Here is a 24,437-nt window from a genome sequence, read left to right as displayed (position 1 = left end):
TGAGCGAAGAGAATCCTGCACACGCCCGGGCGCAGCCCGCTGGCCTGAACTACTAGCAGTACACCCCCTTTTGGCAGAGACTAGGGACGGAATTGCAGCCAGTCGGTTCCAACGCTTGGGCCAGCGAGCAACTGCTTTCAAGACTCATCATGAGTGAGTTGATTCGGCGACCAGAGGGCCCACCGAACGTCTTCAGATACAGCTTCGAAGGTCCATGAACGCAGGAACCGCCTGTCGGCAAGCAGGTCAAGTTCCTGGGACAGCTGAGGCAGAGCAAGCCCGGACAAGCGCCCGAGCATCTCCCGATCGACGGCTGCATGAGCAGAACCGGGAGGAAGATGCGCCCCGAGTACCAGCGCGAGCAGCCTGGTGGTCACCCCGAGCGGGCCGAGTTGGCGCGCTCCACAGACGCGCAGCGCCCAGTCGGCTGCTCGGGCACGGCTCAGTCGCCCAGGAGCTTGGGTGCGCACCGTGGGATCCAGCAGCCGAGCGGAGAATCCCTGGCGAGGGCTGTTCGGCCGCACAGCGTGGATATGGAGCCAGCCTGCCCATTCCAGTTCTCCTAGTGGGGTGGCATCCGAACCCAGCCGCATTCCGCGCACGAGGCCGGTGGGGATGCGCACATCGCCGCCGCAGCTCGAGCGCAGTGCGCATTGCAAGGCAAGCAAGCGGGAAGCCGCAGAAGCCTCTGCCGGCAGGGCGGCTGCGAGATAGCTGAGCATCTCGCGCACCCGAACCTCGTCAGCGAGACCGTGCAGCCTGCGGTGTTGGGGCGGGAAACCGGGGGGTGAACTGGGCAGCGCAGTCTCCGGAACGACCGCCGCATGTTCCGTGGCACCAGCGCAGGCGGCACAGGTGTCGGCGAGCCGCCATTGACGACCGCCGCGCTCCCAGGCCAGGACGAGCAGGATGCTCCCGGCGCAGCCGCGATGCCTGGGGTGCCACCTGCAGCCGCGTGCGTGGCACTGGCAGGTGCGCAAGTGTGCGGGCAGCGCGTCGCGGCGCGCATGCAGGGCCAGGTGGGTCATCGCCTCGTGCGCCGAGGCGCGAATAGGTGCGGTGCCTGACGAAGAGCACCTTGAGCAGACGAGCACAGGTCCGCCGCGCTCGGGGCGTAGCTCCACCGTCCAGGTGCGCTGCACTGGCTGCATCGTGCACTGCCTCATGGGGCGCGTCTTCCTCCGGTCCTGCTCGCCGTGATGCCAATGAGTCCCTCATCCCGAGGGAGCGGGGTGAGGAAACGCACCGTAGTGCAGACCTCTGCCCTCGCGGCGGTGCGGCGACCTGCGGAAATAGGGCAGAGGTCTGCACTGACAGGGCAGGGGTCTGCACCATCGGATGGTGAGGTGACAACCTTCCCGCCCGACCCAAACCTCACCGCACTCCGCCTGGAGCTAGCCCGGCTGAGGAGCGAACGAGGCTGGACCTACGACGAACTCGCCGACCGTACCGGCCTGGCCAGACGCACCCTCATCGAAATCGAGCAGGGCCGCACCATCGGATCCCTCAAGACCTGGCACGCCATCGCCCACGCCTTCAACGTGCCCGTCGACCACCTCATCGCCCGCCTCTGCGAAGGCCACGAACCACCAGCAGAACCCCGCACCTAACGCCCAGGCTTCACCGCCCGGAGATCACCCGATCCAGTCGCCACAGGGAACTCCCGTACGGGCAATCGCATACGCGTTCCACGACGCTAAGTCGTTCGCAGGACACCTCGGCACGTTTCCCTCACCACGGGCGTGTCACCTGCCACCTTCGCCGACATGTGCTCCGCCACGGCCTCATCAGGCCGCCGATGGGACGGTTCCCCCGCCCGCCCCTCACGTTCACGCGCCCTGCGCGTCACCCCTGACAGCCCCACCCGCCTCGTCCGCAGCGCCCAGCCCGGCCGCTGCCCCGACTGCGGCAACCGCATCGACCGCTACCCCTGCGCCGACTCCGCCGACGACGGCCGGGTTGTCCCCCTCCATCCGCAGGAACTTCCCGCAGCCGCCGTCCCGGTCACCAGCCGCTGGCACGTCAGCTCCGGCACCGCCCACCCAGCTCACGACGGCAGCCCCTGGTGCCGCATCCCGCACGCCACCCTGTGCCCCGCACAACCAGCTCCCGCCGTCCTCACCCCACAGATCACCACCCTGCGCCGCCACATGGCCCTGCACACCCGCCGTTTCATCAACAACGGCGCTTTCACACCCCCGGCCGCCCAGCCATCCCCATCACCCACCACCACCTGCAGGCCAGTCAGGCCCGTCATCCATCTCCTGCGCGTCCTCCGCCTAGCCCCGCGCCCGATCGACACCATCCAATGCGTTTCGCAGACGCGACAGCGCCGTCGCTGCACCCGCCCAGTCTTCGACCCCGATACCCCTGGCGGCATCTGGACACTGCTCCCAGCACCCACCGCCGGCCGCCGCCCACCTTGTCCGGCGAACCTGATGGCCGTGTACGACCTCGCCCACCTGCCCTACGCAGAGCAGCTGCGATGGCGCCACCAGCACTGCCCCGACCACGCTGCCCCAGGAGCAGCCGACCTCAGCCTCGTCGAGTGGGAGCCCTTCGATCCCCTTCTGCACCGGCAGCACATCCACTCACGACTGCCTGGCCGCCCCCACACCCACCGACCGTGACCCCCAACGCGCAGCCGACCTGCAACCACCACTGCAGAAACCCGGGCCGCGACGAAGCCGCACAACGCCTCACCGAACGCCGCCCACTCTTGGAGCCCTCCCGGTGCTGACGCTCACCGACGAACAGACCACCGCGGCCGACCGGTTCCACGCCGGCGATCACCTCACCCTTCAAGCAGGCGCAGGCACCGGCAAGACCAGCACGCTCGCACTCCTTGCACACCGCACCAAACGCACCGGCCGATACCTCGCCTACAACAAGGCAATCGCCCAGGACGCCGCCGCACGCTTCCCCGCAACCGTCACCTGCAAGACCGCCCACGCCCTCGCCTACGCCGCCATCGGCCACCGCTACCGCACCCGCCTTAACGGCCCCCGCCAACCCAGCTGGAAAACCGGGCAGGACCTCGGCATCACCAAAACCATCCGCATCGGCGACCGAGACCTCTCACCCCGCGCCCTGTCCTACGCAACCCTGCGCACCATCACCCGCTTCTGCCACTCCGCGGACCCAGCGCTCGCCGACCACCACGTCCCCAGACTGCGCAGCCTCGAGAACGCCGACGACCACAGCCAACTGACCCAGATCGTCATGCCCTTCGCCCGCAAGGCATGGGCAGACCTCCAGCACCCCATGAGCGGAGCCGTCCGATTCGACCACGACCACTACCTCAAAATCTGGGCACTTACCTGCCCCAGGATCCCCACAGACTTCCTCCTCCTGGACGAAGCCCAGGACACCAACCCCGTAGTCGAGCAGATCTTCAACGCCCAACGTGACCACGCCCAGCTCGTCATGGTCGGAGACTCAGCCCAAGCCATCTACCAATGGCGTGGCGCCCGCGACATCATGACCACCTTCCGCGGCACGGCTCTCACCCTGTCCAAGTCGTTCCGCTTCGGCCCCAGACTCGCCACCGAGGCCAACCGCTGGCTCGCCATCGCCGACGCACCCCTGCGCCTGGCAGGCACCGAAACCATCCCCACCACCCTCGGGCCGGTCGAACAACCCGATGCCATCCTGTGCCGCACCAACGTGGGCGCCATGCACGAAGTCATGCACCTGCTCGAAGCAGAGCTCCGGGTAGCTCTGACCGGGGGAGGCGAATCCCTGCGAGCCCTCGCTCGTGCGGCCGACGACCTCAGAGCGGGCCGCCGCACATCCCACCCCGAGCTCCTCCTCTTCCCCACCTGGGGCGACCTGCAGGACTACGCAGGAAACGACCCCGCCGGAGGAGACCTCCAGCCGCTCGTCGACCTGGTCGACACCCACGGCACCGACGCCATCCTCAACGCCGTCCACCGCCTCGATAGCGAGGACACCGCTGACGTGACCGTCTCGACCGCCCACAAAGCCAAAGGCCGTCAATGGGGGAGCATCAGGATCGCAGCTGACTTCACCCCGCCCCGCGACTCCGACGAGAAGGACGACAAAGGCCGGCCCATCCCTGGCCCCATCGACGAGGCCGAAGCCCGACTCGCCTACGTCGCAGTCACCCGCGCCCGCCACCAACTCGATATCGGGGGACTGACATGGGTGAACGACCACCCCGACGGAAGCCCCACATGATCAGCGCCCCGCCAGGGCCGGATGCCGTGTCCCACGTCCTGGGGCCGGTGCTAAAGGTTGTCCCGTAACTGCTGCTTGCGACGTTGAGCTTTCCCGTGCTGGGTTCCCATGAGCGCAGGGACGTTGTCAGAGGGCGAGGGCACACTGGCTCGCATGGTTAACCCTTCATCCACTGCAGACGATGCCTCCGGCCCCTTCCCTGTCTGGGTGGAGTCGATGGGCGGCCCTCTCATCGTCGTCCCCGTCTCTGCCCTGGCCTCCTGGGGCGGGAGTACGGAGAGTGGTCTTATGGCGGGAGACTCCACCGCCCCGGACGACTACGACCGGGCCTGCGCGGTGGACGATCTGGCCGGTGTGATCCCTGTTGACGCGAACGGTGCGCAAGCACTGGTGCTGGCCGATGAGCCGGCGACCAGTTGCTATCTGCCGCAGCACCGAGTGTTTCTGCGGTGGCTCGCTGCCGACTCCGAGGCCGGACTGAGTGCCGCGGCAGACACTGCCCTCGCAGATCCGGCCACGGAGTGGGATGAGAGCGGCACCTGGGTCTCGGACGGTCCGGCGGTACTCATGGACTCCGCATGGGCGGGTTCGGACTTGGGCATCGAGTACCCCTACGGCGGGATGCCCACCGTGGCACCGGTCTCACTGCCCGCCGGCCGCTGGCGGGTCCGCGCCACACAGACCAAGGTGGACGAGGAGAACTGGGTCGGCCTGGTCCAGCTCCTGCCCGCCGAATCCTGAACGCCGGGTGCGGTCAGTCGCGCGCGCAAGGTTGTGCAGATGAGCGATGCCGAGCATGGCGTGGTGCACGCCGTCCTTTGAGGCGCAGTCGCGCAGGATCTTCCAGCTCGTCATCCGGGCGAAGGTGTGCTCGACGCGGGCGCGGACCTGTTTGTGGGAGCGATTGTGCTTCTCCCTCCAGGGCGGGAGTTCTTCGCCTTTACGGCGGCGGTGCGAGATGACCAGGCCGGTGCCCTGGTAGCCGCCGTCGGCGATCGTCATTGTGGTGCCGACGGCAGCCTTGGCCCCGGACTCCTCCCAGCCATGGGAGTCGTGGCGGCTTCCCGGCAAGGGCCGGCTGACCACCACGACCAGTCGGGCGTCAGCGTCGATGACGACCTGGTGGGCAGTGGAGTAGCGGTAGCTCTTCGACTGCTTGGCCACCGAGTGATCGCGGGTGGCACTAGGTCCCGTCGACAATGAGCACGGTGTCCTTGCGGAACTGGTTCCGCTGCCGGAGCGCCAGCAACGGCCCAATATGGTCGATGATCCGGTCCGCGGCCGACTTGGAGATCCCGAACAACGGAGCAAGCTGGCGCATCGTTAAGGTCGTGCGCCAGTACGCCGCCACCAGCAGGACACGGTCCTCTAGCGACAGGCTCCAGGGCCGGCCGCGCTGCTGATCCACGCCTTGCTCGCGTCGTACCGAGGCAACCAACTCTTGCCGAACAGCACGAGCTCAGCCCAGTGAAGGGCTCTAGCCAGGACGGCACCGACGCCGATATCGCACCAGCCACGACGTGATCGTTTCACTCGGTGAGAAGCAATCATCGTCCCGTACCCTCTCGGCCTGAGCAGGTTCAGAATGTCGCCATGGCGGACGAAGAGCACAACGAGGCAGCTGCACGCTCATTCCTGTCATGCGCCACCGAGGTGGCGCGGCTGATGGATCTCGGGAACGCGGCCGACGTACCGGAAGCACGCCGCGCACGGCACCTGGCCCATGCGGTGCGCAAGCCACTGCTCCAACGTGCCAACCTGCCCGAAGAGTTCTTCGCCCCGTTGATGGCTGCAGCCGTCTATGACCCGGACCCCAGCTTCTGCCTCTGGTTCGTCGAACCAGCGGTCTATGCCTTCGGGCGCCACCGGGTCATGACCGCCCTGCTCGACTATCGACAGACCGGCACGGACGCCGAGCAGGCAGGCGCTGAGCGGGCCTGGTATTGCGCCCACATACCGCTCCGCGCAGACCGGTCCCCGGCCTATGCACCCGGCGGAAGGCGCGATCCCGCTATGGATGAATCCCGCGAAGTGAGAGACGAATGGAGGGAGACCCTTCGGCGATCAGCCACATGACCGGGCCAGCGCCCAGCTCTCCGGTTGCTGGGGCGAGGCAGCGGGGATGGTTGCCAGCGCCGAGCCGGGGAGCGCGTAGCTTCCCAGCACCCCGATTGTTCCGTGAGCGGCCAGGTGAACGCACCGACCCTGTGGCCGGGGCGACTGGCGATCACGTGCTCACGGCGCGAACCTGGCTACGAGGGCATGAGTGCCTCCAGGGTTCGACAACGATCGAGGAGCAGCCCATGGCAGGCGACCGGATTGCCGGTATCGACCCGACCGCACGACCCAGCGGCACCGGATGTGTCGAGTGCCTGGCGGGTGATGGGCCAGGGTGGTGGATGCACTTGCGACGGTGCGCCGAGTGCGGGCACATAGGCTGCTGCGACTCGTCCCCCTCACGGCATGGGACACGCCACGCGATGGAATCGGGCCACCCATTCCTCACCAGTTTTGAGCCGGGCGAGAGCTGGTTCTGGAACGTGCAGACCGAGCAGTACTACAAGGATGGCCCCGAACTTTCCGAACCCACCGCCCGCCCGCTTGCACAGCCCGCGCCCGGACCTGCTGGGCCTGTACCGGCCGACTGGCAGCAGCAACTGCACTGACACAGCGCTCATGGCAGCCAAGGCTCCGACCGCCAAGTCCGGACCTGCAAAGCAGGCGGCTGCGATGGCGTGTTGGATGCCCTCTGCCCGAGGACGACGGAACGTGCGAACCGGCCTGGTGTCTGCTGCGAAGCAAAGATGGCGGCTTCCTGCCGCTCCTCCAGCTCGACTACGACGTGCCGGATGACGCGCAGAACGCGGTGGGCCGGGATAGTACGCGCGGTGCCGGACTGAGTCCGCACAGGACGATATGGCCGCCCGTGACGTCTCTCAAGATGGAAGCGTTGTGCGACGACGTTCGACCTGGAGCCCAGCCCGGCGCACCACTGAGCCTCCGTCGCGCTGCGGGTCGCCGTGACCGACGCACTCGGCAACAGCGTCCACCGCACAGTGACCGCCCCGTCTCCACCGCGGCACCGCATGAGCCCCGACATCGGTTCCGCGAACTGAACCACCGAGCACAAGGGGTCCGGGGGCGTGGAGCTGCCAGTCTCCCTCTGTGCCCTGCCGTGCCGAGCTTGATGACCCTCCGCGGTGCCGCCGACGGCGGCGCGGAAGGATCCGTTGCACTCGATCTAGCAGCTTCCAGCGAACACAAGGCCTTCCACCAGGCACGTTGGCAAAAGATGGTCGGTCGTCTATTCTCGTGAGAGAGGTACTGGTCAGCATTGGGATGTCACTCGGTGTGATGGGCTGATCGGGCATCCCTTCATTCCGTGCCGGGCGCTGGAAGCCCGCCGCCCCCGCATAGAGGAGATTCCAGATGATGCGTGTCGACATGTGGACCGATGTCGCTTGCCCGTGGTGCTACATAGGTCGGGAGCACTTCAGTAGAGGGCTCGCCGCCTTCGCGCACCGTGACCAGGTCGAGGTCGTGCACCGATCCTTCGAGCTCAATCCCCAGGCCGAGAACGGCACGGTTCCGATCATCGACGCGGTCGCGGCACAGTACGGTCGCACCCGCGAGCAGCAGGTCGCGCGGGAGGAGCAGGCCGCGGCCATGGCGAACGCCGTTGGCCTTGAGTTCCGCGTCGGCGGACGTGTCTTCGGGAACACCTTTGACGTGTACCGTCTCTCGCACTTCGCCGGCACCCGCGGCTTGCAGGGCAAGCTCCTGGACCTCGCCTTCCGGGTCAACTTCGCGGAGGAAGCCTCGATCTACGACCGGGAGACCCTGGTGGGCGTAGGCGTGGAGGCGGGGCTGGGCGAGGCGGAGGTGCGAGAGGTGCTCGACAATCCGGACGCGTTCGCCGAAGAAGTGCGGTCCGACGAGCGACTTGCCGCGGAACTCGGCACGGGCGGCGTGCCTTTCTTCGTGCTGGACCGGAGCTACGGGGTGAGTGGTGTCCAGTCACCCGAGGCGTTTACCCAGGCACTGGAACAGGCTTGGGCGGATCGGCCGGCTGCGTAACGGCTCCGACGACGCCAGTCGGTTGGCGCGGGCCGCCGGGGCACCCTTCCTGCCGAGCTGCGCGTGGTGCGGGAAGGCGGGGCGGACGGCCTCGCGCACGTCATGGTCGATGACGACCGCGGCGAGTGCCTTGTGCCGGTGAACGCTCAGCGCTGGAGGCCTGACGATCCCACCACGGCGGAACGGTTCCGGAAGGCTAACGCCGTGTCCGACGGCACCGCTTCAGTGTTCGGAAAAGCCCCGCTCGCCGCGGAGCTCCAGGCGCGGTCGATTGGATCGTCGACACCTTCCGAAAGGACGGTCTGGGGTGGCGATCACGGCCGTCGATGAGGGCTCCTACCGGTTGCCGGCCACCGGGCAACGAGCCCGCACCGGACATCGAGCAACTCAAGCGGATTGCCCTCGGCATGAGGGGCAGGACAGCCCCTGACCCTGCGACTTGGGCAGCCGGACGAAGGCGGTCCTTCGGCCACAGATCGTCCACTCAGCTGAACCAGCGACGACGCGCACGATCGTGCGCGTCGTCGCTGGTTGGTTGTTCGGCCGGTTCAGAATGCGTGTGGGCCGAAGCGGCCCCAGGCAACGAAGGCGGCCAAGACGAGCAGGATCACGTTTATGACGACGGCCTGGTTCTCCTTGCGGCGGCCGTGCACGGTCATGGCGCCGATCATCATCAGGATCAGCCCGGTGGCGGCCAGGGGGACGAGGAGGGGGGCGACGTTCAGCAGCGCGGGGAGGATCAGGCCGATCGCGGCGAGGACCTCGGCGAGGCCGATCAGCTTGATCATGGCGGGGGAGAACGGCTCGGCCCAGGCCATGTTGGGGCTGGCGGCCAGCTTTTCCTTGGGCTGGAGCAGCTTGGCCGCGCCGCCGCCGAGGAAGAGGACGGCCAGCAAGCTGGCGCTGATCCACAGGACGACGTTCATTTTTCTTTTCCTGACTGTAAGCGCAATGGCGCGTTGGTAGGGGTGGGCGTGGTGGGGGTCAGTGATGGGCGTTGCGGGGTGGTGTGGCGCGGGCCTGGGCGAGCATGCGGCCGGAGTCAGAGGCCGGGAAACGGTCCAGCATCGCCCGCAGGTCCGCGGCGTCGGTGTTGGCGCCGAACAGCTCGGTGCCGGGCTGCATGCGCACACCTTCGGCCAGTGCCCCGGCCACGACCGGGTCGAAGCCGAGGGCGTCGACCAGGGCCGCGGTCACGGTGAGGTCGTCCGGGTCGTCTCCGGCGATCGCGATCGCCTTGCGATCGGGGACGCCGGGCGGGCGGGCGCCTTCCTCGAGATCGTGGTAGCCCATGTGGTTGAAGGCTTTGACGATCCGTGACTGCGGGAGGAAGGCCTGCACGATCTCGCTGGAGGAGGTGCGCGGGTCGGTGAGGTCGTCCCGGACGCCGTCGACCTCCCACCAGTAGTTCATGGCGTCGATCACGAGCTTGCCGGCCAACGCGTCAGCAGGCAGGGCGCGGTGCTTGCCCAGAGGCAGGGCAGACACGACGATGTCGGCGCGCTGGGCGGCCTGGTCCGTGGTCACCGGGAGGGCACCGGGCGTGAGGACGTCCACGATGAGGGCGATCCTGGCCGGGTCGCCGGAGCCGGCGATCAGAACGTCGTAGCCTGCGGCGACGGCGAGCCGGGCCAGGACGGTGCCGACCTTGCCGGCGCCCAGGACGCCGAGGGTGGTCATGGCTCAACCCGCCAGGATGTCGCGGACCATGGGCGCCACCTTCGCACCGAACAGCTCGACCGTGCGCATGCGTGCCGAGGCCGGCTGGTCCCCGGCGCTGTAGATCATGTCGAAGCGGCCCACGCCCAGCGCCGTGATCGTGCGGGCGATCTTGCGGGCGACGGTCTCGGGCGCGCCGATGTACATCGAGCCGTGCTCGACCTCTGCGTCGAATTCGGCGCGGCGCACCGGCGGCCAGCCGCGCAGCGCGCCGATCCGGTCCCGTATCACCTTGTAGGACGGGTAGTACAGCTCCTTGGCCTCTTCGTCGGTGTCGGCCACGAATCCGGGCGAGTGCATACCCACGGGGTGGGGGTGCGTGCCGAACTGTTCGGCGGCCCGCCGGTACAGGTCGATGTGGGGCTCGAAGCGCTCAGGGGAGCCGCCGATGATCGCGAGCATGAGTGGCAGGCCGTGCCGTGCGGTGCGAACCAGAGACTGGGGGGAGCCGCCGACGCCGACCCAGGTGTCCAGGCGGCCGGACTCGGTCTTGGGGAACACCTCGGCGTTGTCCAGGGCGGCGCGGGTGGTGCCGCTCCAGGTGACCGGCTCCTCGTCCAGCAGTTTCACGAACAGTTCGAGCTTCTCCTCGAACAGCAGGTCGTAGTCGCTCAGGTCGTAGCCGAACAGCGGGAAGGACTCGGTGAACGAGCCGCGGCCCAAGATTGTCTGGGCGCGGCCGCGGGAGATCGCGTCCACGGTGGCGAAACGCTGGAAGACGCGCACCGGGTCATCGGAGCTCAGCACGGTCACGCCGGAGGCGAGCTTGATGCGCGAGGTGCGGGAGGCGATGCCGGCCAGGACGGTCTCCGGGGTGGAGATCGAGTACTCCGGGCGGTGGTGCTCACCGACGGCGATGACGTCGACGCCGAGTTCGTCGGCGAGTACGGCCTCTTCCACGACCTGCCGGATGGCAGCGGCGTGGGAGACCGGCATACCGGAGTCGTCCGCCGGGATGTCGCCGAAGGTGTCCAGGCCCAGCACAAGGTCTTCCATGGTGTTCACTTCCGCGATGATTGACATGTCAATGTTGACGCTTCAACTATGACGTCATATGCTTGACGCGTCAAGTAAGAGGGAATGTGACCATGCCGGAACGGAAACTGCCCACCCGCGAGGAACTGCGCACCTGGCGGGACTTCATCGAGACCACCGAAGCGCTGCGAACAATCCTTGCCGCCCGCCTGCAGGACGACACCGATCTGTCCCCAGGCGACTACGCCGTCCTGCTCGCGCTGAGCGAGGCCGAGCACGGCCGACTCCGGTCCTCCGAACTGGCCGTGGTGATCGGCTGGGAACGCAGCCGCCTGTCCCATCACCTGGGCCGCATGGAACGACGCGGGCTGATCCGTCGCGAGAAGTGCTCCACCGACAGCCGCGGCGCGGACATCGCCATGGCGCCCACCGGCGCCAAGGCATTCGAGACGGCCACCTTCCCGCACCTGCGCGCCGTCCGCGAGCTGTTCATCGACGCCCTGTCGCCCGACCAGCTCGCCGCCGCGGGCGAGATCGCTGCTGCCCTGCACACCCACCTCGACCTGCGCCGCCCGAACACGCACACCCCCAAGCGAAACCCGGGCACCGAAGCCAACCGCTGACCCGGATGACCGCCGACCATCCGGAGGGGGCTATCCCACCCGCGGCCACGCCGTCATCGACCGAACCCGGTACCTCCCCAAGGAGCGGACGCCGGTGAGGAGCGCCACGAAACGGTTGGTGTGCCCGAGGCGTTGACGATCGCGACCAAGACCGTCCAGACCCAGGCCATGCCCATCAAGGCCCGCGCCGCCAGGGCCCGCGAGCTTCTTCACCGGGGACGACGCCCCAACTCACAGTTGGCCCGTCGACAGCTCGGCCATCGACGCTGCCGCGCATCAGGCGGCACGCGGCTCCGCTCGGGTGCGCCCCTCCAGGGCTTGAAACCCGCTCCCACACACCCCGCCCGCGTGTCCGCCCCTGCATGGCACGAATGAGTCATGGCGCAAGATCGCCAGAGCCGCCTCTTGAGTGGGAGGACAGCCATCACGATGATTTACGAGTCTTCGACGACTCGTCACGTCTGTCTGTCAGTTCACGCCTACGGGAATTCCGGCCGACAGTCCCTTAACCATGGCCGTATTTAGCAACTAACTCCTGGACGCGGTCATCCGTTGGCATCTGCTACACGCTTGTGCCGCGCTGTCCGCCGCAACCTGATCCAGCCATGCGATCCATGGGTGGACACAAGGTGAACGAGCGAGAGGAAGCCGTGAAACCCACGTCCCCGAAACATGCCCTGGGCGCAATGGTGGGCATCAGTATGCTGTTGGTCGCCCTGACCCCCTCGGTATCCCTGGCACTCGCAGATCCACCCGGCTCGGTCCTGGTGCCGACGCCGACGTCGGCGTTCGGGCCCAGCTCCGCAGTCAAGGGCACCCCAACCGAAACAGCTCAACGGTGGATCCCCCTGATCACAGGTGACCGGATCGGGGTGAACGCAAAGGGCGAAATCCGTTCCGTGCGCCCCGCCAAGGGGCGAGAGCACATACCCATCCGGACAGAGACCATCGGCAAGCACACCTATGCCATGCCGGATGACGCACGGAGCCTGGTACGCAGCGGCTGGCTGGACCGGCGCCTCTTCGACATCACCACATTGAGTACTCCCGCTTACGCACAGCGTCCGGGCCTGGGCCTCATCGTGATGTACGACGAGACACGTCCCAAGTCCAGGAAAGCCATTCGCTCCATCACAGGTGCCGAGGTCGAGCACACCTTGGCGAGCGTCAACGCCGACGCGGTCACCGCCCCTGCGAACGGCTCTACACAACTCTGGTCCACGCTCACGGACGGACCTGCCACCGCGACGAGCCGAACCGCTACACCGGGCGTCGCCTCGGTGTGGCTCGACGGGGTGGTCCAAGCAACTCTCGACCAGAGCGTGCCGCAAATCGGCGCCCCCGAAGCGTGGGCGGCCGGCTTCGACGGCACGGGCACACGCATCGCCATCCTGGACAGCGGCGTTGATGCCACCCACCCCGATCTCGCGGGGCAGGTCATTGCTGAGCGCAACTTCTCCACCTCACTGAACACGCAGGACCTGTACGGCCACGGCACGCACGTAGCGTCCATCGCGGCCGGCACCGGGGCCAAGTCAGAAGGCACATACAAAGGAGTAGCGCCCGGCGCCCGCATCCTGAACGGCAAAGTGCTCAACGACGAGGGCACCGGCAGCCTCTCCGGCGTAATCGTCGGCATGGAATGGGCGGCAGCGCAGAAGGCGGATGTCGCCAACGTCAGCCTGGGCACCTACGACACTCCAGGGATCGACCCGGTGGAGGCGGCCGTCAACAAGCTGTCGGCCGAGAGCGGAACCCTCTTCGTCATCGCGGCCGGAAACAACGGCCAGGAAGGCTCCGGTACGGTCGGCACACCCGGCAGTGCGGAAGCCGCTCTCACCGTCGGAGCTGTGGACAAGCAAGACCGTCTCGCTCCGTTCTCCAGCACAGGCCCCCGCATCGGCGACTCTGGGATCAAACCCGACCTCACGGCACCCGGAGTGGCCATTGCAGCCGCAGCTGCGAAAGGCAGCCTGCTTGCTGACAGGGGTGATCAAGTAGCCGAAGGGTACGTGGGCCTCAGCGGTACCTCCATGGCCACCCCGCACGTCGCCGGTGCCGCTGCGCTTCTCGCCCAGCAGCATCCCGACTGGACTGGCGATGACATCAAGAAGGCGCTGCTCACCTCAACAACGCCGGGCGCGTACACACCGTTTGAGCAGGGCTCGGGCCGGGTCGACCTGCGCAAGGCGATCAAGCAGACGGTGACCACCCGGGAGGCGTCCCTCTCCTTCGGTATTGCACTGTGGCCGCACACCGATGATCAGCCGGTCAGTAAGAACCTCACCTACCGCAACATGGGCAGTGCCGCCATAACCCTCAAGCTGACCATGGATGCCACCGGCCCTGACGGCAGCCCCGTGCCCAACGGAATGTTCACCTTCGACGACCAGGTCACCATCGCGCCGCACGGCGAGGCGACCGTGAAGGTCACCGCCGATACCCGACTCGGCGGCGACACAGTGGGTGCCTTTACCGGGCGGATCACAGCTGAAGGAGACGGGCAGACAGTCGGCACCGCACTCGCAGTGGACCGTGAGGCGGAGAGATTCACTCTCACCGTGAAGCCCCTGGACCGCAAGGGCAAGCCCGCTGCCGCCCCCTCCTGGGATGCATACATGGTGGGCATGGCCGGTCCCGCCGCGGGCGCATCCGTCCTCCTTTTTGGAGACACATACTCGGTGCGGGTCCCCAGGGGGCAGTACTTCCTCAACAGCATGCTCAGAGTCGACCCTGCCGGGTCGACCGCCCAGGGCATTGACTGGATCAACCAGCCCATGCTTGAGATCACCAAGGACACCACGGTCACGTTGGATGCCCGCACCGCCCGGGAGATCGACGTTACGGTCCCAGGCCGCACTGTCAGCCAAATCTTTGGCCACATCAGTGCACACGCCGATCCGGTTGACGGAGTTGGCAGCGGGTTCGGTGTCTTCGTCGCATCCTTCAAAGAATTTCATTCCGCCCACCTGGGCCCGAAGGTGAACCCTGATCTCCGGCTGAGCCAACAGCTCAGTCTCTCGTTCTCCACCGGAGCCAAGGGTCACGATGAATACCATCTGGTGTACGAGCCGAAGGGCGACAAACTACTGACCGGCTTCACGCACCACGTCAGGGACCGCGAACTTTCGAAGGTCAGGGTGAGTCTCGGAGCACCGGCGAGAGGCAAAATCGGGTTCGTCACCCCTGTTACGGAGAACGGTGCTGGTCTCGGCACCGAGCGGCCTCTCCCCGACACAACGACACTCCACTTGTTGTCGGAAAATCCCTCGTGGCTGCTGCTGTTCGACCAGGTGGATACACACAACAACTTCGAGAGCAACTACACCTCACCCGTACGGACGTTCACGCCGGGCCGCTCCTACCGGCACGAATTCAACATGGGCGTCTTCGGCCCCGACCTCCCGGAGGGCGCCGGCTTCGTGCGGGCCGACGAGGCGCTCTTGGGAACCCTGCCGATTCTGTCGGACGGCAGCGGTAACGAAAGCAACAACAACTCGGCGTATGAAAGTGCTCAAACGACCCTATACGGCAACGGAGAGATGCTCCGCACGAGCATCTACCCGATGGACTTCTTCTACATCGCGGCCAACGAGCGAACCGACTACCGACTGACTGCCTCGATCGCCCGCGGCGCAGTCACCGACGTCTCCACGAACGTCACCGCGAGCTGGACATTCTCCTCTGAATACGCACCGGGAATCACCGTACTTCCCGTATCCGTCGTGCGCTTCACCCCCAAGCTGTCCCTGGACAACACCGCCAAGGCAAGGGCGAAGATGGCCGTACCAGTGACTGTGAAGGGCTCTGCAGCGGGACGAAACCTCAAGTCCCTGCGAGTCCAAGTCTCCTACGACCACGGAGCCCACTGGCACGAGCAGCCCGTGCGTAACGGACGGGTCCAAATCACCAACCCCGAAGCCGGCGGCAGCGTCTCCTTCAAGGCCCAAGCAGTCGACAAGCAAGGCAACGCCGTCAACGAAACCATCTACGACGCGTACCTGACCAAGTAGAACCGCCATCGACCGAAACGCAGGCCCCCGCCAGCAGCGGGGGCCTGCGTCATGGACCTTCGAGAGACCTGCAAGTGCCGCAGTGAACCTCCCCAGTCACCCTGCGAGCTGCAACTACTGGTCCCAGCGGCGAAGCACTGGTGGCCGTAGAAACCGCTACGAAGCGGCGATCGACATGCACAGCGCCCGACGGCGGGGCCAGCAGGCGCCGAGCCGGTCATCAGCGTCGATGTTCAATGGTCCGCCGATCCCGCGCCTCGGAGCAGGCGCTCCTGTTCCTGAGCGGCCGTGCGCAGGCGACGGCCTTCCCTTTTGAGTCCTTCGTCATTTAGCGCGTGTCCGTAGGACTCCTCGATCAGGCCGCGGGCTTTGAGCGCCTTCGCTCGCACGAGCCTGCGCAGGTCGTGCATGGTGCCTCCTGTGAATTCGGCGATCAGGTTCGCTTCCCGGTCTGGTTAACGGACCGGCCGAATCACGCCGACGCTTCTCTTACCAGGGTGCCATGCCACCTCCCGTGGCGCTCGATTCCGGCACTGATGAGAATCGGAACGGGGCGGTCTCGCTGGACTGCGATCGTGTGTGCGGATCAGCACGCGTCCCGGGGGCGCAAAAGTGTCCTGTACGGCGAATCGCACGACAAAACCGCCTCTCACTGAAGCAATGAGCAGCCCGGCGTCGGCCGCCAAGGCAGTATTTGTTGGCGCGCGATATCGATCCGGCCGGAGCCACCCAGACCGACCACGTCCTGCCGGCCGCTGGTGGACACTGGACGAGTTGCGCTCCACTGCCGCGACGGTTTATTCCCTTGGGCTCGGAGAGTTGATTTCCCATGTCTTCACCGAAGTCTCGGAGCATCCTGTGGTCCGGGCTGAGTTGTCCCTCTTAAGGCGGCGTCCTGCACGGGGCTCGCTCGTTGAGTTAAGTGGGGAACGGTGTGCGCGTTCGAGTCGTCAAGATCGATTGCGGAGGACAGTGGACCCGCCGATTCCGACGTCGCGGACGGGGCGACAATCCGGGTCGAAATAATGGTGAACGATTAGAGTGGGTGACAGGCCGTGACGACGAACTGGCCGCCCCACCTCCCCTTCGGCCTATTCGGCAAGGGGAATCCGACACCAGTTACCCGGACGCCGATGTATGGGAGCGGGAAAGCGATGACAGCCCTTAAGCAGAATGTCCCGGTGATCGGCGCACCATGCTGGGTGAACTTGATGAGCCATGACCTCGAGGCCGCACATGCGTTCTACCGAGCGGTGCTGAGCTGGGAGTTCAGGAACAGTGGCCTCGGTGATGAGTTCTCGGTCGCCCTGGCCAGTGGTGGCAGCCCTGTCGCTGGGGTCGGCTCCCGCTCGAACTCAATCTGCCTTCCTGCAGTCTGGACGCCATACTTTGCAGTGACGGACGCGGACCAAGCCGGAGCCCGGATCAGAGAACGGGGAGGCATTGTCGCTATCGGCCCGATTGCCATGGGCGGCGGCCGCGCAGGCCTGGCCGCGGATCCAGATGGAGCGGTCTTCGGATTCTGGGAAGGCCCCACTCTGGCCTGGTCGGTTGGAGACGGAGCTGCTCCGGCCCGGCTCGCTCTGCAGACCCGCGACGCACGCAATGCCGCCAGCTTCTACACCCAGGTCTTCAAATGGGCCGAGCCCGACTTCCATCTTGACCACGACCACAACCAGATCGGCGTCCAAGCTGGTGGACAGACCGTCGCTGTGCTGCGTGAAGGAGGCAACGAAGCCGACTTCGGTCTCCAGATCTGGCCTCGGTGGATCGTCGACTTTCACGTGGAGGACCCCCCCGGCACAGCGGCTGCCGCAGTGGATGCCGGAGGCATGTCCTCCCGGGTGGCCGGGGCAGGGGAAGCACACGTGATCCGTGACTCCGAAGGCGGCATCTTCGCCATCTCCAAGGTCTGAAGCGATGTCGCCGGACCTGGACGATAACTAGTCCGCAGGGACGACGGGTTGGCGAATTGGGCACCCCTTGGCCGTGCCGTGTGTTCTTCCCACGGCCTGTCCTGCAGTGCACCTGCGCTCGGCCTGCCGATTGGCGATCTTCGACGGAAATAGAGGGTTCGCGAAGCCAGAAACAGTTCCGATCACGGCTACCGGACCACACCTCCACGCAGCGGGCCGGAGCATGGTGCCCGCTCCGGCCCGCTGTCGCAGAGCTACTTCAGGCCGAAGGCCCTGGTGATGGTCTGGTTCACCGCATTGCCCTGGTCGTCACTGGCCGTCGCGCGGATGGTGACGTACGAGGCCCGCTTCGGGGCGTCCAGGGTGGTGCGCCAGCTGCCGCCGATGTGGGTCAGCGGGGCCTTGTGCCACGTGGCGCCGTCGTCGTAGGAGAGCTCCAGGCTGACCTTGCCGATGGCCGAGGTGGGCGGGAGGTGCTGTCCGGGGTCGGGCGACGTCAGGTGCGAAGCAGTGACACTGACGCGCGCGTCACGGTGGGTTCTGCCCTTGACGTCGGTATCGACGTCGTAGTCGAGCTGGATCAGCGGCAGGGCGACGCCCCGGTTCGGCGCGCCGGGGGCGGAGATGAAGTCCCATGCCGTCTTGGTGGAGGTGGAGTACGGATTGGCCCCGTTGCCGCGGGCAGTGGTGAGGACGTACCGGTACGGCAGCGGCACCGGCTTCAGGCCGTCGGTGTAGGCGTAAGTGCCGTCGAAGGTTTTCAACAGGGTGCTGCCCTGATAGAGCGACGCCGTGGCCTTGGCGTCCGCGGAGCGCGCGTATCCCTCACGGCGGGTGCCGGCGTCGCCCCAGCCTGGGACGTCGACGAACATCATGTCGTCCTGCCGCCAGGTGACTGAGCCGGGGGTCGCGAAGTTGAGGCGGGGCCGGGCGATCGGGGCGAACCATTGATCGCGGGTGGTTCTGTTGGGCGCGTAGGAGCGCTGCGGCGCCACAACCCTGACCTCTTCGAGAACGGTGGCGGCCTGTGCCCACTGAACGCCGGAGCCGGTTGAGACCCAGTCGGTACGGGTGCCCTGCGCGGGGCGCGGGAGTTCCCTGCCCAGCCCCAGCAGTGAGAATCCGGGCCAGATGTCGTACCGGTACTCCTGGGCGTCGGCCGCACGGTAGTTGTTGAACGCCATCTCGACCTTGGCAAGTTCCTTGACGCCAGGACGGTAGGTCATGTCAGCCGGCAGAGCGCCGTCCCAGACATGTGTCAGGTCGTACAAGTACTCGGTGGCCGGGTGGGAGAACACCTGCACGGTGGGGTTGCCAGACGTGGTGAGGCGGCGGATCAAACGCTCACCCTGGTCGACGCCGACGGATACGACCGTAAGCGGCGGGGTGACCTGCGTGCGCGGGTCCAGCCGCCAGTTGACGCCGTTATCGACCACGATCAGCATGGTGGCCCCGGCCGCGGCGGCGGCCGCCGTCTGGTCGGGCAGTGGCACGGTGTCATTGCGCCGCACAACAGCGGCCTTCCCGCGTACCTTGCGGCCGGCGTAGTCGGCGGGTGCACCCTGTCCGAGGTAGACAGCGTCAGGCCGGCTGTTCCCCTTGGGGAGCGGCTTGGCCCCACGGCGAACGAGGATGTCGTCGACGGGACTCTTCTCCGAGGTGAGCTTCAGCGCCGGCTGTTCGTTGCGCCAACGGGCCCGTACGGTGAAGTCACCGTCACTGACCTTCTTACCGGTGGCCGATGCGTAGAAGCTGTCGTAGTCGGGCCAGAAGCCGAAGTTCCACTCGAAGGAGCCGGAGGCCTCGCGCGTACGGCTGTAGTCGACGCGCATCGCGGTGGTGACGGACTCCTTCGGAGTGGCCGCATTCATACGGCGTGCCTTGGAGGCGTCCATGGTGAGAGTGGCGTCGCGGTTCAGAACGAAGTCCGGTTCGGCGACAAGGGCCATGCCACGCGAGCGCGGGCCGTTGGCGCCCTGCACAGGGATGGTTGTGGCGACAGTCCATGAGCCCTTGTCGACCATGAAGGCGACCGGGCCGTTGATGGTGGCCCATCCAGCGAGGCCGGGGTACTGGCCTTGCTGCAAGAACAGCAGCGTGTCCTCCGTGACGATCTGCCCGGAACGATCCTTGGGGATGATCGTCATCTTGAACTGTTCGCTCTGGGTACTGATGCCCACCGCGGTGGCCACCTTCACCGAACCGCCGGCTGCAGCCTCGATGCGGGCGTCATACACCCTGCCCGAGGAAGCCGCGTCCATGTGTGCGGTCACGGTCACGATGCTGGTGCCGTGCGCAGGCACGGTCACCGACGGAGCCGACAGGGTGAACAGACCGGAAGGAGTGCCCGCGGAACCCGTGACCTTCAAAGCAAGGGTGACGGGAGTGCCGGAGGTGTTGGCGTAGGTCACCTCCCGCTCAACAGTCGTGCCCGGGGCGGCAGGCCAGGACTGCAAGCCTGCAGAGACGACACCCGTGGCGGTCACGGTTGCCGACGTGACTGCTGCGGCGTCCACCCGCCCGTTGCCGGCCTGGTAGGCCGTGAACTTCGGGGTGGCCTTGGCGGTGCTGACCAACGCGTCCTTGATCTGGCGGCCGGTCCACCCGGGGTGCGCAGCTGCCACCAGCGCGGCCACGCCTGCCACGTGGGGCGTGGCCATGGACGTGCCGCTCAGCGGCATGTAGGAGCCGGAACCCGGTGAGAACTGCGAGCGGGCGGCCAGGATGTCGACACCGGGCGCGGTGATCTCCGGCTTGACGGCGGCATCAACGACGCGGGGCCCACGGGAGGAGAAATCAGCGAGGGTGTCGGAGGAGTCCACAGCGCCGACGGTCAGCGCCTCGTTCGCGGCCCCAGGGGCACCGATGGCCCCCTTGGGACCGCTGTTACCTGCGGCAACGGCGAACAGTGCCCCCGTCTCGGCGCTGAGGGCGTCGACGGCCAAGCTCATCGGGTCCGAGCCGTCACTGGGATCGTGGCTGCCCAGACTCATGCTGATGACCTTGGCGTGCTCTTGGCGCGCCGCCCACTCCATGCCGGCCAGAATCCAGGAGGTCTGGCCCCCGCCTGTGTCGTCCAGAACCTTGCCGACGTGCAGCCGGGCACCGGGGGCGACCCCCTTCTCCTTGCCGCTGGAAGCCGCGCCGGTACCGGCGATGGTCGATGCCACGTGAGTGCCGTGTCCGTTGCGGTCCACAGCCGTCTCATCGGGAACAAAGCTGTCCGCCGCGGCGATCCGGCTGACCAGGTCGGGATGTCCGGCATCAACACCGGTGTCCAGCACCGCGACATCGACGCCCTGCCCCGTGTTACCGCCCTGCCACACCTGCGGCGCGCCGATCTGGGCGACCGACTCGGCCAGATCAGCCTTCACCTTGCCGTCCAGCCACACGCGCTCGATACCACCGGCCAGCACCGGTGCGGCAGCCTTCGCACCACCCACAGCACGGGCAGCGCCGCCGAGGGCGCCGCCCAGGGTGTTGCGAGTCAGATCGGCGGGCTTCACACCCTTGGTGAGGGAGGACCAGAACTTCGCAGCATCATCGTGCTTCTGCGCCAGAGCTGCACCCCGGATGCTGCTCAGCGAGCGCACGCTCGCGGCGCCGGCGGGTACCGCCCTGGCGCGCGCATGGGCGACGTCGGAATAGCGCACGATCAGCGGCACACCGTCAGTACTGGCATCGTCGTAACCGTAGGCAAGCAGCCGGGTGATGTTGAAGAGGTTCTTGTCCAGGACGCCCGACGAGACGTACGGCATCACCTTGTGCGGATACACGTAGGTCTCGTCATCGATCCGAGTGGTATGAGCCGATACCGGACTGCCGTCGGCGCCTTCCACGGTCGTGACCATGGACGCACCGTTCCCGGTAACGGTCACCTTGTCGCCGCTGAGCAACGTCACGGTACGAGGGGCGGTGCCGGCACTGTGCACTGCTGCCTTCGCTGCGAGTGCCCCGTTGGCCGCGGAACCAACATGTGGTGGGGATGCAGACGCCGAGACAGCGCCGAGGGAAGGGAGTAGCGCCAGGGCGATGCCGAGCGCTACCCCCCGCCGACCAGAAGAAGGCGATGGAGGCATGGGAATTTCCTAGATAGACAAACAAGCATGTCGGACACGTATCCCGACGCATCATCCAGGGGGAATCCGGCTAGGCCAACGCGTGAAGATGTCGCATTGGTGTCACGTCCCAAAGGCGACACGAGAAGGCCCTCGGCGGCGACGAACTGCATCACGGGCGTGGTCTGTGACGCTCCGAGGCGCAGGGGAGGGCGGCGAAGTACCGCCTGGCGGCACGGAACCAGGATGGCTAAGCAGAGTTTCTCTGCCGCCAACGTCGTCCGGGCTTCCACAAGCAGGGCCCCCGGTGCCGCCAGAATTCTGCCTTCCGTGCTTGACACTTCAGGGCATGGTGTCTCCCGGCCCAGAGACACCATGGAACGGGGCTTGAGTACCGTCACTGCCCAAGAGAAGACAGGGGGAACCGACCAGAGGCGCCAGATTTTTTGCGGGATCACGCGGAAGAGCGGGTATTTAGCCTGGCCGACCAGCCGGGTTTCCGCTCTGGCGGAACGAGTCAGCCCCCTCAGCGCGCTGGGAGGTCCGCATTCCTACCGAGGCTGCGCTGACTCAAACCAGGGACACAGCCCACCCAGAAGGGCTGTGCCCTCGCGGGCATTGCTGTCACATCAAGAGCGTCGCACTCCCCATAGCCCAAGGCTTACGAAGGTCAGGCCTGCTGAAATGCTCCTGGGAGCCTCGTGGCTGCTTGGACGCCCCGCGGCAACGGTGGCCGCGTGGACAAAGTAACCGTCAGCCACGCGCCGGGTGTTCGCGCAAGCCGACCACTTGAGCCCCCTGTCTCCCAGTTGCAGAGGGCGAGTTCCCCTCAGTACCCGCACTTACGGTAAGCGAGAGGGACTTGCCGGTCTGTTGGCAAATGTTCCTGGCAGGGCGTCAGGGAAGTCGCCAGACGTTGTCGAACGCTTCATTCTCGATCGTCCGCTTCTGGCGTTCAGCTTCAAGCTCCATCACTGCATTGTGGACGGCGTCCAGCACGGTCGTCACGGCCTCGTTCTCAAGGATTGATCCGTCCACGGACCGCGACCTGTCGATCCCGGCAGCCGCTGCCAGGGCGACGAGAACGGGCTCATCACTGTTCCAGCGGCTCGTGGCTCCGCGGCGATCGGGCGTATCGACCAGTTCCAGGCGTGCGGCCCTCAAGGAAAATCGGCTGTGCCGTGCTTGTTTCAGCTGACCAATTTCCTCAAGGGCACCTTGGTACGCGGCGGAGAGGTCACGTCCTCGCCGCCAAAGCCAGTCCTCGACGTGCTCCGCCTGACCTGTGAGAGCCGATGATGCCTCGCGCAAAAAGTGATCATCGAGTGGGTGCTGCGAGTTCGAAGCGATGAGATTGTCATCCAAGGTGACGGCTTCTGCTTCGATGAGGTCGATCAGCTCTGCTCCAGCGAGCGCGAGCGAAAGGTCGCCTTGCCTCACGGAGGGATTGGGCCCAAGGTCTATGGCGATCATGAACAGGTCTTTCGCTGTAGTCATGAACGACTCCCTCGGTTCGGTGACAGCGAAATACCGCCACTGGCCAGTCCGAAGCCCGAGGTGCGACGGAGGGCAACACCCCCGTGCCCCCGGGGCCGGGAAGCGGTCACCCGCGCCAAGGACACACGGATCTCCGGTACTTTCAGTATCACTGATCACTGTGTCCATAGGTTCTGCGGCTGCGGAACCTATGGGTGTCGGGTTTACCTGCTGTCGCAGCAGTCAGCGGCGATTCCCGCGGACGTAATCGGGGTTAGCTCGTGCGACTGCGAATTACGATTTCTGCCGCAGTGCCAGCGGTCGCTTAATTCCCTGAGGTGGTGTAGAGCATAAGAGATCAGGACTAACCGTATTGGGCAGGGGAAGGTGCAGCCACTCAGAGCCAGCCTGGCAGTTCTCACACCAAGCCTCCTCTTGACGGATTAGCACGCACCCGGCGGAATTACCGGAATGCCCACGACTCGTCGTTGGCGCGGCTTGGATGTGAACTCATGACTACACCCCAGAACCTACTGATGATCACCATGGATGAGACATCCACCCGCCGGGTAGATCCAGCTGACCTATCGGTCGCGCTTGCGGGTGCCGAGCTGATCGACTTGTTGGAGGCCAAGGCAATCGGCTTGGACAACGGATACCTCGTGCCTGGCCGGCAGGCTGTGCCTGATGACCACTGCCTGCAGCAGGCTATGGAGTCGCTGCACCTGACGGAGCCATACCAGCTGGTCAGCGACTGGCTAGGGAACAGGGAAGACATGCTCGTGGAGCGCTATACAGCCGCTCTTGAGACGGAAGACTTGGCCACTCGGAGACGTCCTCGTGGGCACCCCCTCCGAAGCCGTGAGGTCGTTCTTGTTGACTCTCCCGCCCACCGCCAGGCATTGGAGCGCTGGGCTTCAGCCGAGCCCGTCCTTGTGGCCCTGGCAGCCTCTGTCGGGATCCGCACGGAGCAGCCTCATCGCTCCGCCGCCGAAACAGATGAAGCCGTGGCGGCCGTGCTGTCAGCTGTTGAGGAGGCGCTGGCGGGACTGGCAGCCGAGAGGGAGGAAAGCATCATCACGCAGGCCAAGCTGGATGGTCTATGGGATAGCTATGTCGGCTAACAACCCATGACATCACGGTGCCTGAGGCATCGTCAGTTTGGTCGGCGAGGCGACAGCGGCACTGTGGGCCTACTGGACATGGATTAGCGGCAGTGCGCTCACATGTCGAGCCCTCAAGGGGGCTCACTTCGAACCTACGCCTCGGCCGCGCGAACCCGTCAGGGGCGCCACCTGCTTGTAGACCGGCCCGACCCGCTGACCAGCGGGGATCCATGACAACGTCACGCGACTGATGCCCTTGCTGGACGCGATACCC

17 protein-coding genes and 1 pseudogene are annotated in these 24,437 nt (G+C 66.3%); 11 read left to right on the top strand and 7 right to left on the bottom strand.

Translation table 11 applies throughout. The features are described 5' to 3' along the window. Positions 1-1,346: 1,346 nt before the first annotated feature. From OG844_RS01305 to OG844_RS01290, 4 genes are all read left to right on the top strand, one after another. Positions 1,347-1,610 (top strand): helix-turn-helix transcriptional regulator, encoded by a 264-nt coding sequence (locus OG844_RS01305; RefSeq protein ID WP_406387514.1) that lies wholly within the window; start codon positions 1,347-1,349, stop codon positions 1,608-1,610. Between the two features lie 156 nt (positions 1,611-1,766). Next, positions 1,767-2,630 (top strand): DUF6083 domain-containing protein, encoded by an 864-nt coding sequence (locus OG844_RS01300; protein WP_406387513.1) that lies wholly within the window; start codon positions 1,767-1,769, stop codon positions 2,628-2,630. 106 nt (positions 2,631-2,736) lie between these two features. Beyond that, entirely contained in the window at positions 2,737-4,200 is a 1,464-nt protein-coding gene (locus OG844_RS01295; RefSeq protein ID WP_406395957.1) for a UvrD-helicase domain-containing protein, read from the top strand. Positions 4,201-4,353: 153 nt separating this feature from the next. After that, complete coding sequence (locus OG844_RS01290) at positions 4,354-4,941, top strand: Imm21 family immunity protein (protein WP_406387512.1); 588 nt, start codon at positions 4,354-4,356, stop codon at positions 4,939-4,941. Here OG844_RS01290 and OG844_RS01285 read toward each other — a convergent pair. Then, positions 4,843-5,717 (bottom strand): annotated as a pseudogene (locus OG844_RS01285) (transposase). The gene OG844_RS01290 and the pseudogene OG844_RS01285 sit on opposite strands and share 99 nt — an antisense overlap. Before the next feature lie 76 nt (positions 5,718-5,793). Here OG844_RS01285 and OG844_RS01280 point away from each other — a divergent pair. The 3 genes from OG844_RS01280 to OG844_RS01270 all read left to right on the top strand — a co-directional run bounded on the left by OG844_RS01280 (position 5,794) and on the right by OG844_RS01270 (position 8,277). After that, entirely contained in the window at positions 5,794-6,276 is a 483-nt protein-coding gene (locus OG844_RS01280; RefSeq protein WP_406387510.1) for a hypothetical protein, read from the top strand. Positions 6,277-6,503: 227 nt separating this feature from the next. After that, entirely contained in the window at positions 6,504-6,866 is a 363-nt protein-coding gene (locus tag OG844_RS01275; protein ID WP_406387508.1) for a UBP-type zinc finger domain-containing protein, read from the top strand. A 763-nt stretch (positions 6,867-7,629) separates the two neighbouring features. After that, positions 7,630-8,277, top strand: coding sequence for a DsbA family oxidoreductase (locus tag OG844_RS01270; RefSeq protein ID WP_406387507.1), 648 nt, complete (start codon positions 7,630-7,632; stop codon positions 8,275-8,277). A 548-nt stretch (positions 8,278-8,825) separates the two neighbouring features. Here the strand turns inward: OG844_RS01270 and OG844_RS01265 are convergent. The 3 genes from OG844_RS01265 to OG844_RS01255 are packed head-to-tail and all read right to left on the bottom strand — an operon-like array spanning position 8,826 to position 10,992. Then, positions 8,826-9,203, bottom strand: coding sequence for a DoxX family protein (locus OG844_RS01265; RefSeq protein ID WP_406387506.1), 378 nt, complete (start codon positions 9,201-9,203; stop codon positions 8,826-8,828). A 58-nt stretch (positions 9,204-9,261) separates the two neighbouring features. Further along, on the bottom strand, positions 9,262-9,957 hold the full coding sequence (locus tag OG844_RS01260; RefSeq protein WP_406387505.1) for an NADPH-dependent F420 reductase: 696 nt from the start codon (positions 9,955-9,957) through the stop codon (positions 9,262-9,264). 3 nt (positions 9,958-9,960) lie between these two features. Further along, positions 9,961-10,992, bottom strand: a complete 1,032-nt coding sequence (locus tag OG844_RS01255; RefSeq protein WP_406395956.1) for an LLM class flavin-dependent oxidoreductase — start codon at positions 10,990-10,992, stop codon at positions 9,961-9,963. 92 nt (positions 10,993-11,084) lie between these two features. Here OG844_RS01255 and OG844_RS01250 point away from each other — a divergent pair, with 92 nt between their 5' ends. Both OG844_RS01250 and OG844_RS01245 read left to right on the top strand, forming a co-directional pair. After that, positions 11,085-11,594, top strand: coding sequence for a MarR family winged helix-turn-helix transcriptional regulator (locus tag OG844_RS01250; RefSeq protein WP_406387504.1), 510 nt, complete (start codon positions 11,085-11,087; stop codon positions 11,592-11,594). A 686-nt stretch (positions 11,595-12,280) separates the two neighbouring features. Further along, complete coding sequence (locus OG844_RS01245; RefSeq protein WP_406387503.1) at positions 12,281-15,607, top strand: S8 family peptidase; 3,327 nt, start codon at positions 12,281-12,283, stop codon at positions 15,605-15,607. 233 nt (positions 15,608-15,840) lie between these two features. Here the strand turns inward: OG844_RS01245 and OG844_RS01240 are convergent, their stop codons facing one another. Continuing rightward, the gene (locus tag OG844_RS01240; protein ID WP_406387502.1) at positions 15,841-16,017 is read right to left on the bottom strand and encodes a hypothetical protein; all 177 of its coding nucleotides are present in this window, start codon (positions 16,015-16,017) and stop codon (positions 15,841-15,843) included. A 744-nt stretch (positions 16,018-16,761) separates the two neighbouring features. On the opposite strand from OG844_RS01240, the gene OG844_RS01235 reads away from it, so the two are divergent. Then, the gene (locus OG844_RS01235) at positions 16,762-17,523 is read left to right on the top strand and encodes a VOC family protein (protein WP_406387500.1); all 762 of its coding nucleotides are present in this window, start codon (positions 16,762-16,764) and stop codon (positions 17,521-17,523) included. 254 nt (positions 17,524-17,777) lie between these two features. Here OG844_RS01235 and OG844_RS01230 read toward each other — a convergent pair whose 3' ends face one another. Both OG844_RS01230 and OG844_RS01225 read right to left on the bottom strand, forming a co-directional pair. Beyond that, a complete protein-coding gene (locus tag OG844_RS01230; protein WP_406387498.1) occupies positions 17,778-21,425 on the bottom strand; it encodes a S8 family serine peptidase in 3,648 nt (1,215 codons plus the stop codon). A 1,053-nt stretch (positions 21,426-22,478) separates the two neighbouring features. Then, positions 22,479-23,078, bottom strand: coding sequence for a GPP34 family phosphoprotein (locus tag OG844_RS01225; RefSeq protein WP_406387496.1), 600 nt, complete (start codon positions 23,076-23,078; stop codon positions 22,479-22,481). Positions 23,079-23,569: 491 nt separating this feature from the next. Between OG844_RS01225 and OG844_RS01220 the strand changes: the two genes are divergently transcribed. Beyond that, the gene (locus OG844_RS01220; protein WP_406387495.1) at positions 23,570-24,181 is read left to right on the top strand and encodes a GPP34 family phosphoprotein; all 612 of its coding nucleotides are present in this window, start codon (positions 23,570-23,572) and stop codon (positions 24,179-24,181) included. Positions 24,182-24,437 lie beyond the last annotated feature (256 nt).

The sequence above is a fragment of the Streptomyces sp. NBC_00887 genome (genome assembly GCF_045207585.1).
Note: the sequence above shows the minus strand (reverse complement) of the source record. Positions and strands in the feature narration are given on the sequence as shown.

Coding starts and splice junctions, on each gene's coding strand:
- OG844_RS01270 (WP_406387507.1), top strand. CDS start 7,630: ATGATGCGTGTCGACATGTGGACCGATGTCGCTTGCCCGTGGTGCTAC.
- OG844_RS01280 (WP_406387510.1), top strand. CDS start 5,794: ATGGCGGACGAAGAGCACAACGAGGCAGCTGCACGCTCATTCCTGTCA.
- OG844_RS01220 (WP_406387495.1), top strand. CDS start 23,570: ATGACTACACCCCAGAACCTACTGATGATCACCATGGATGAGACATCC.
- OG844_RS01245 (WP_406387503.1), top strand. CDS start 12,281: ATGGTGGGCATCAGTATGCTGTTGGTCGCCCTGACCCCCTCGGTATCC.
- OG844_RS01225 (WP_406387496.1), bottom strand. CDS start 23,078: ATGACTACAGCGAAAGACCTGTTCATGATCGCCATAGACCTTGGGCCC.
- OG844_RS01275 (WP_406387508.1), top strand. CDS start 6,504: ATGGCAGGCGACCGGATTGCCGGTATCGACCCGACCGCACGACCCAGC.
- OG844_RS01290 (WP_406387512.1), top strand. CDS start 4,354: ATGGTTAACCCTTCATCCACTGCAGACGATGCCTCCGGCCCCTTCCCT.
- OG844_RS01260 (WP_406387505.1), bottom strand. CDS start 9,957: ATGACCACCCTCGGCGTCCTGGGCGCCGGCAAGGTCGGCACCGTCCTG.
- OG844_RS01265 (WP_406387506.1), bottom strand. CDS start 9,203: ATGAACGTCGTCCTGTGGATCAGCGCCAGCTTGCTGGCCGTCCTCTTC.
- OG844_RS01300 (WP_406387513.1), top strand. CDS start 1,767: ATGTGCTCCGCCACGGCCTCATCAGGCCGCCGATGGGACGGTTCCCCC.
- OG844_RS01255 (WP_406395956.1), bottom strand. CDS start 10,992: ATGGAAGACCTTGTGCTGGGCCTGGACACCTTCGGCGACATCCCGGCG.
- OG844_RS01250 (WP_406387504.1), top strand. CDS start 11,085: ATGCCGGAACGGAAACTGCCCACCCGCGAGGAACTGCGCACCTGGCGG.
- OG844_RS01240 (WP_406387502.1), bottom strand. CDS start 16,017: ATGCACGACCTGCGCAGGCTCGTGCGAGCGAAGGCGCTCAAAGCCCGC.
- OG844_RS01235 (WP_406387500.1), top strand. CDS start 16,762: ATGACAGCCCTTAAGCAGAATGTCCCGGTGATCGGCGCACCATGCTGG.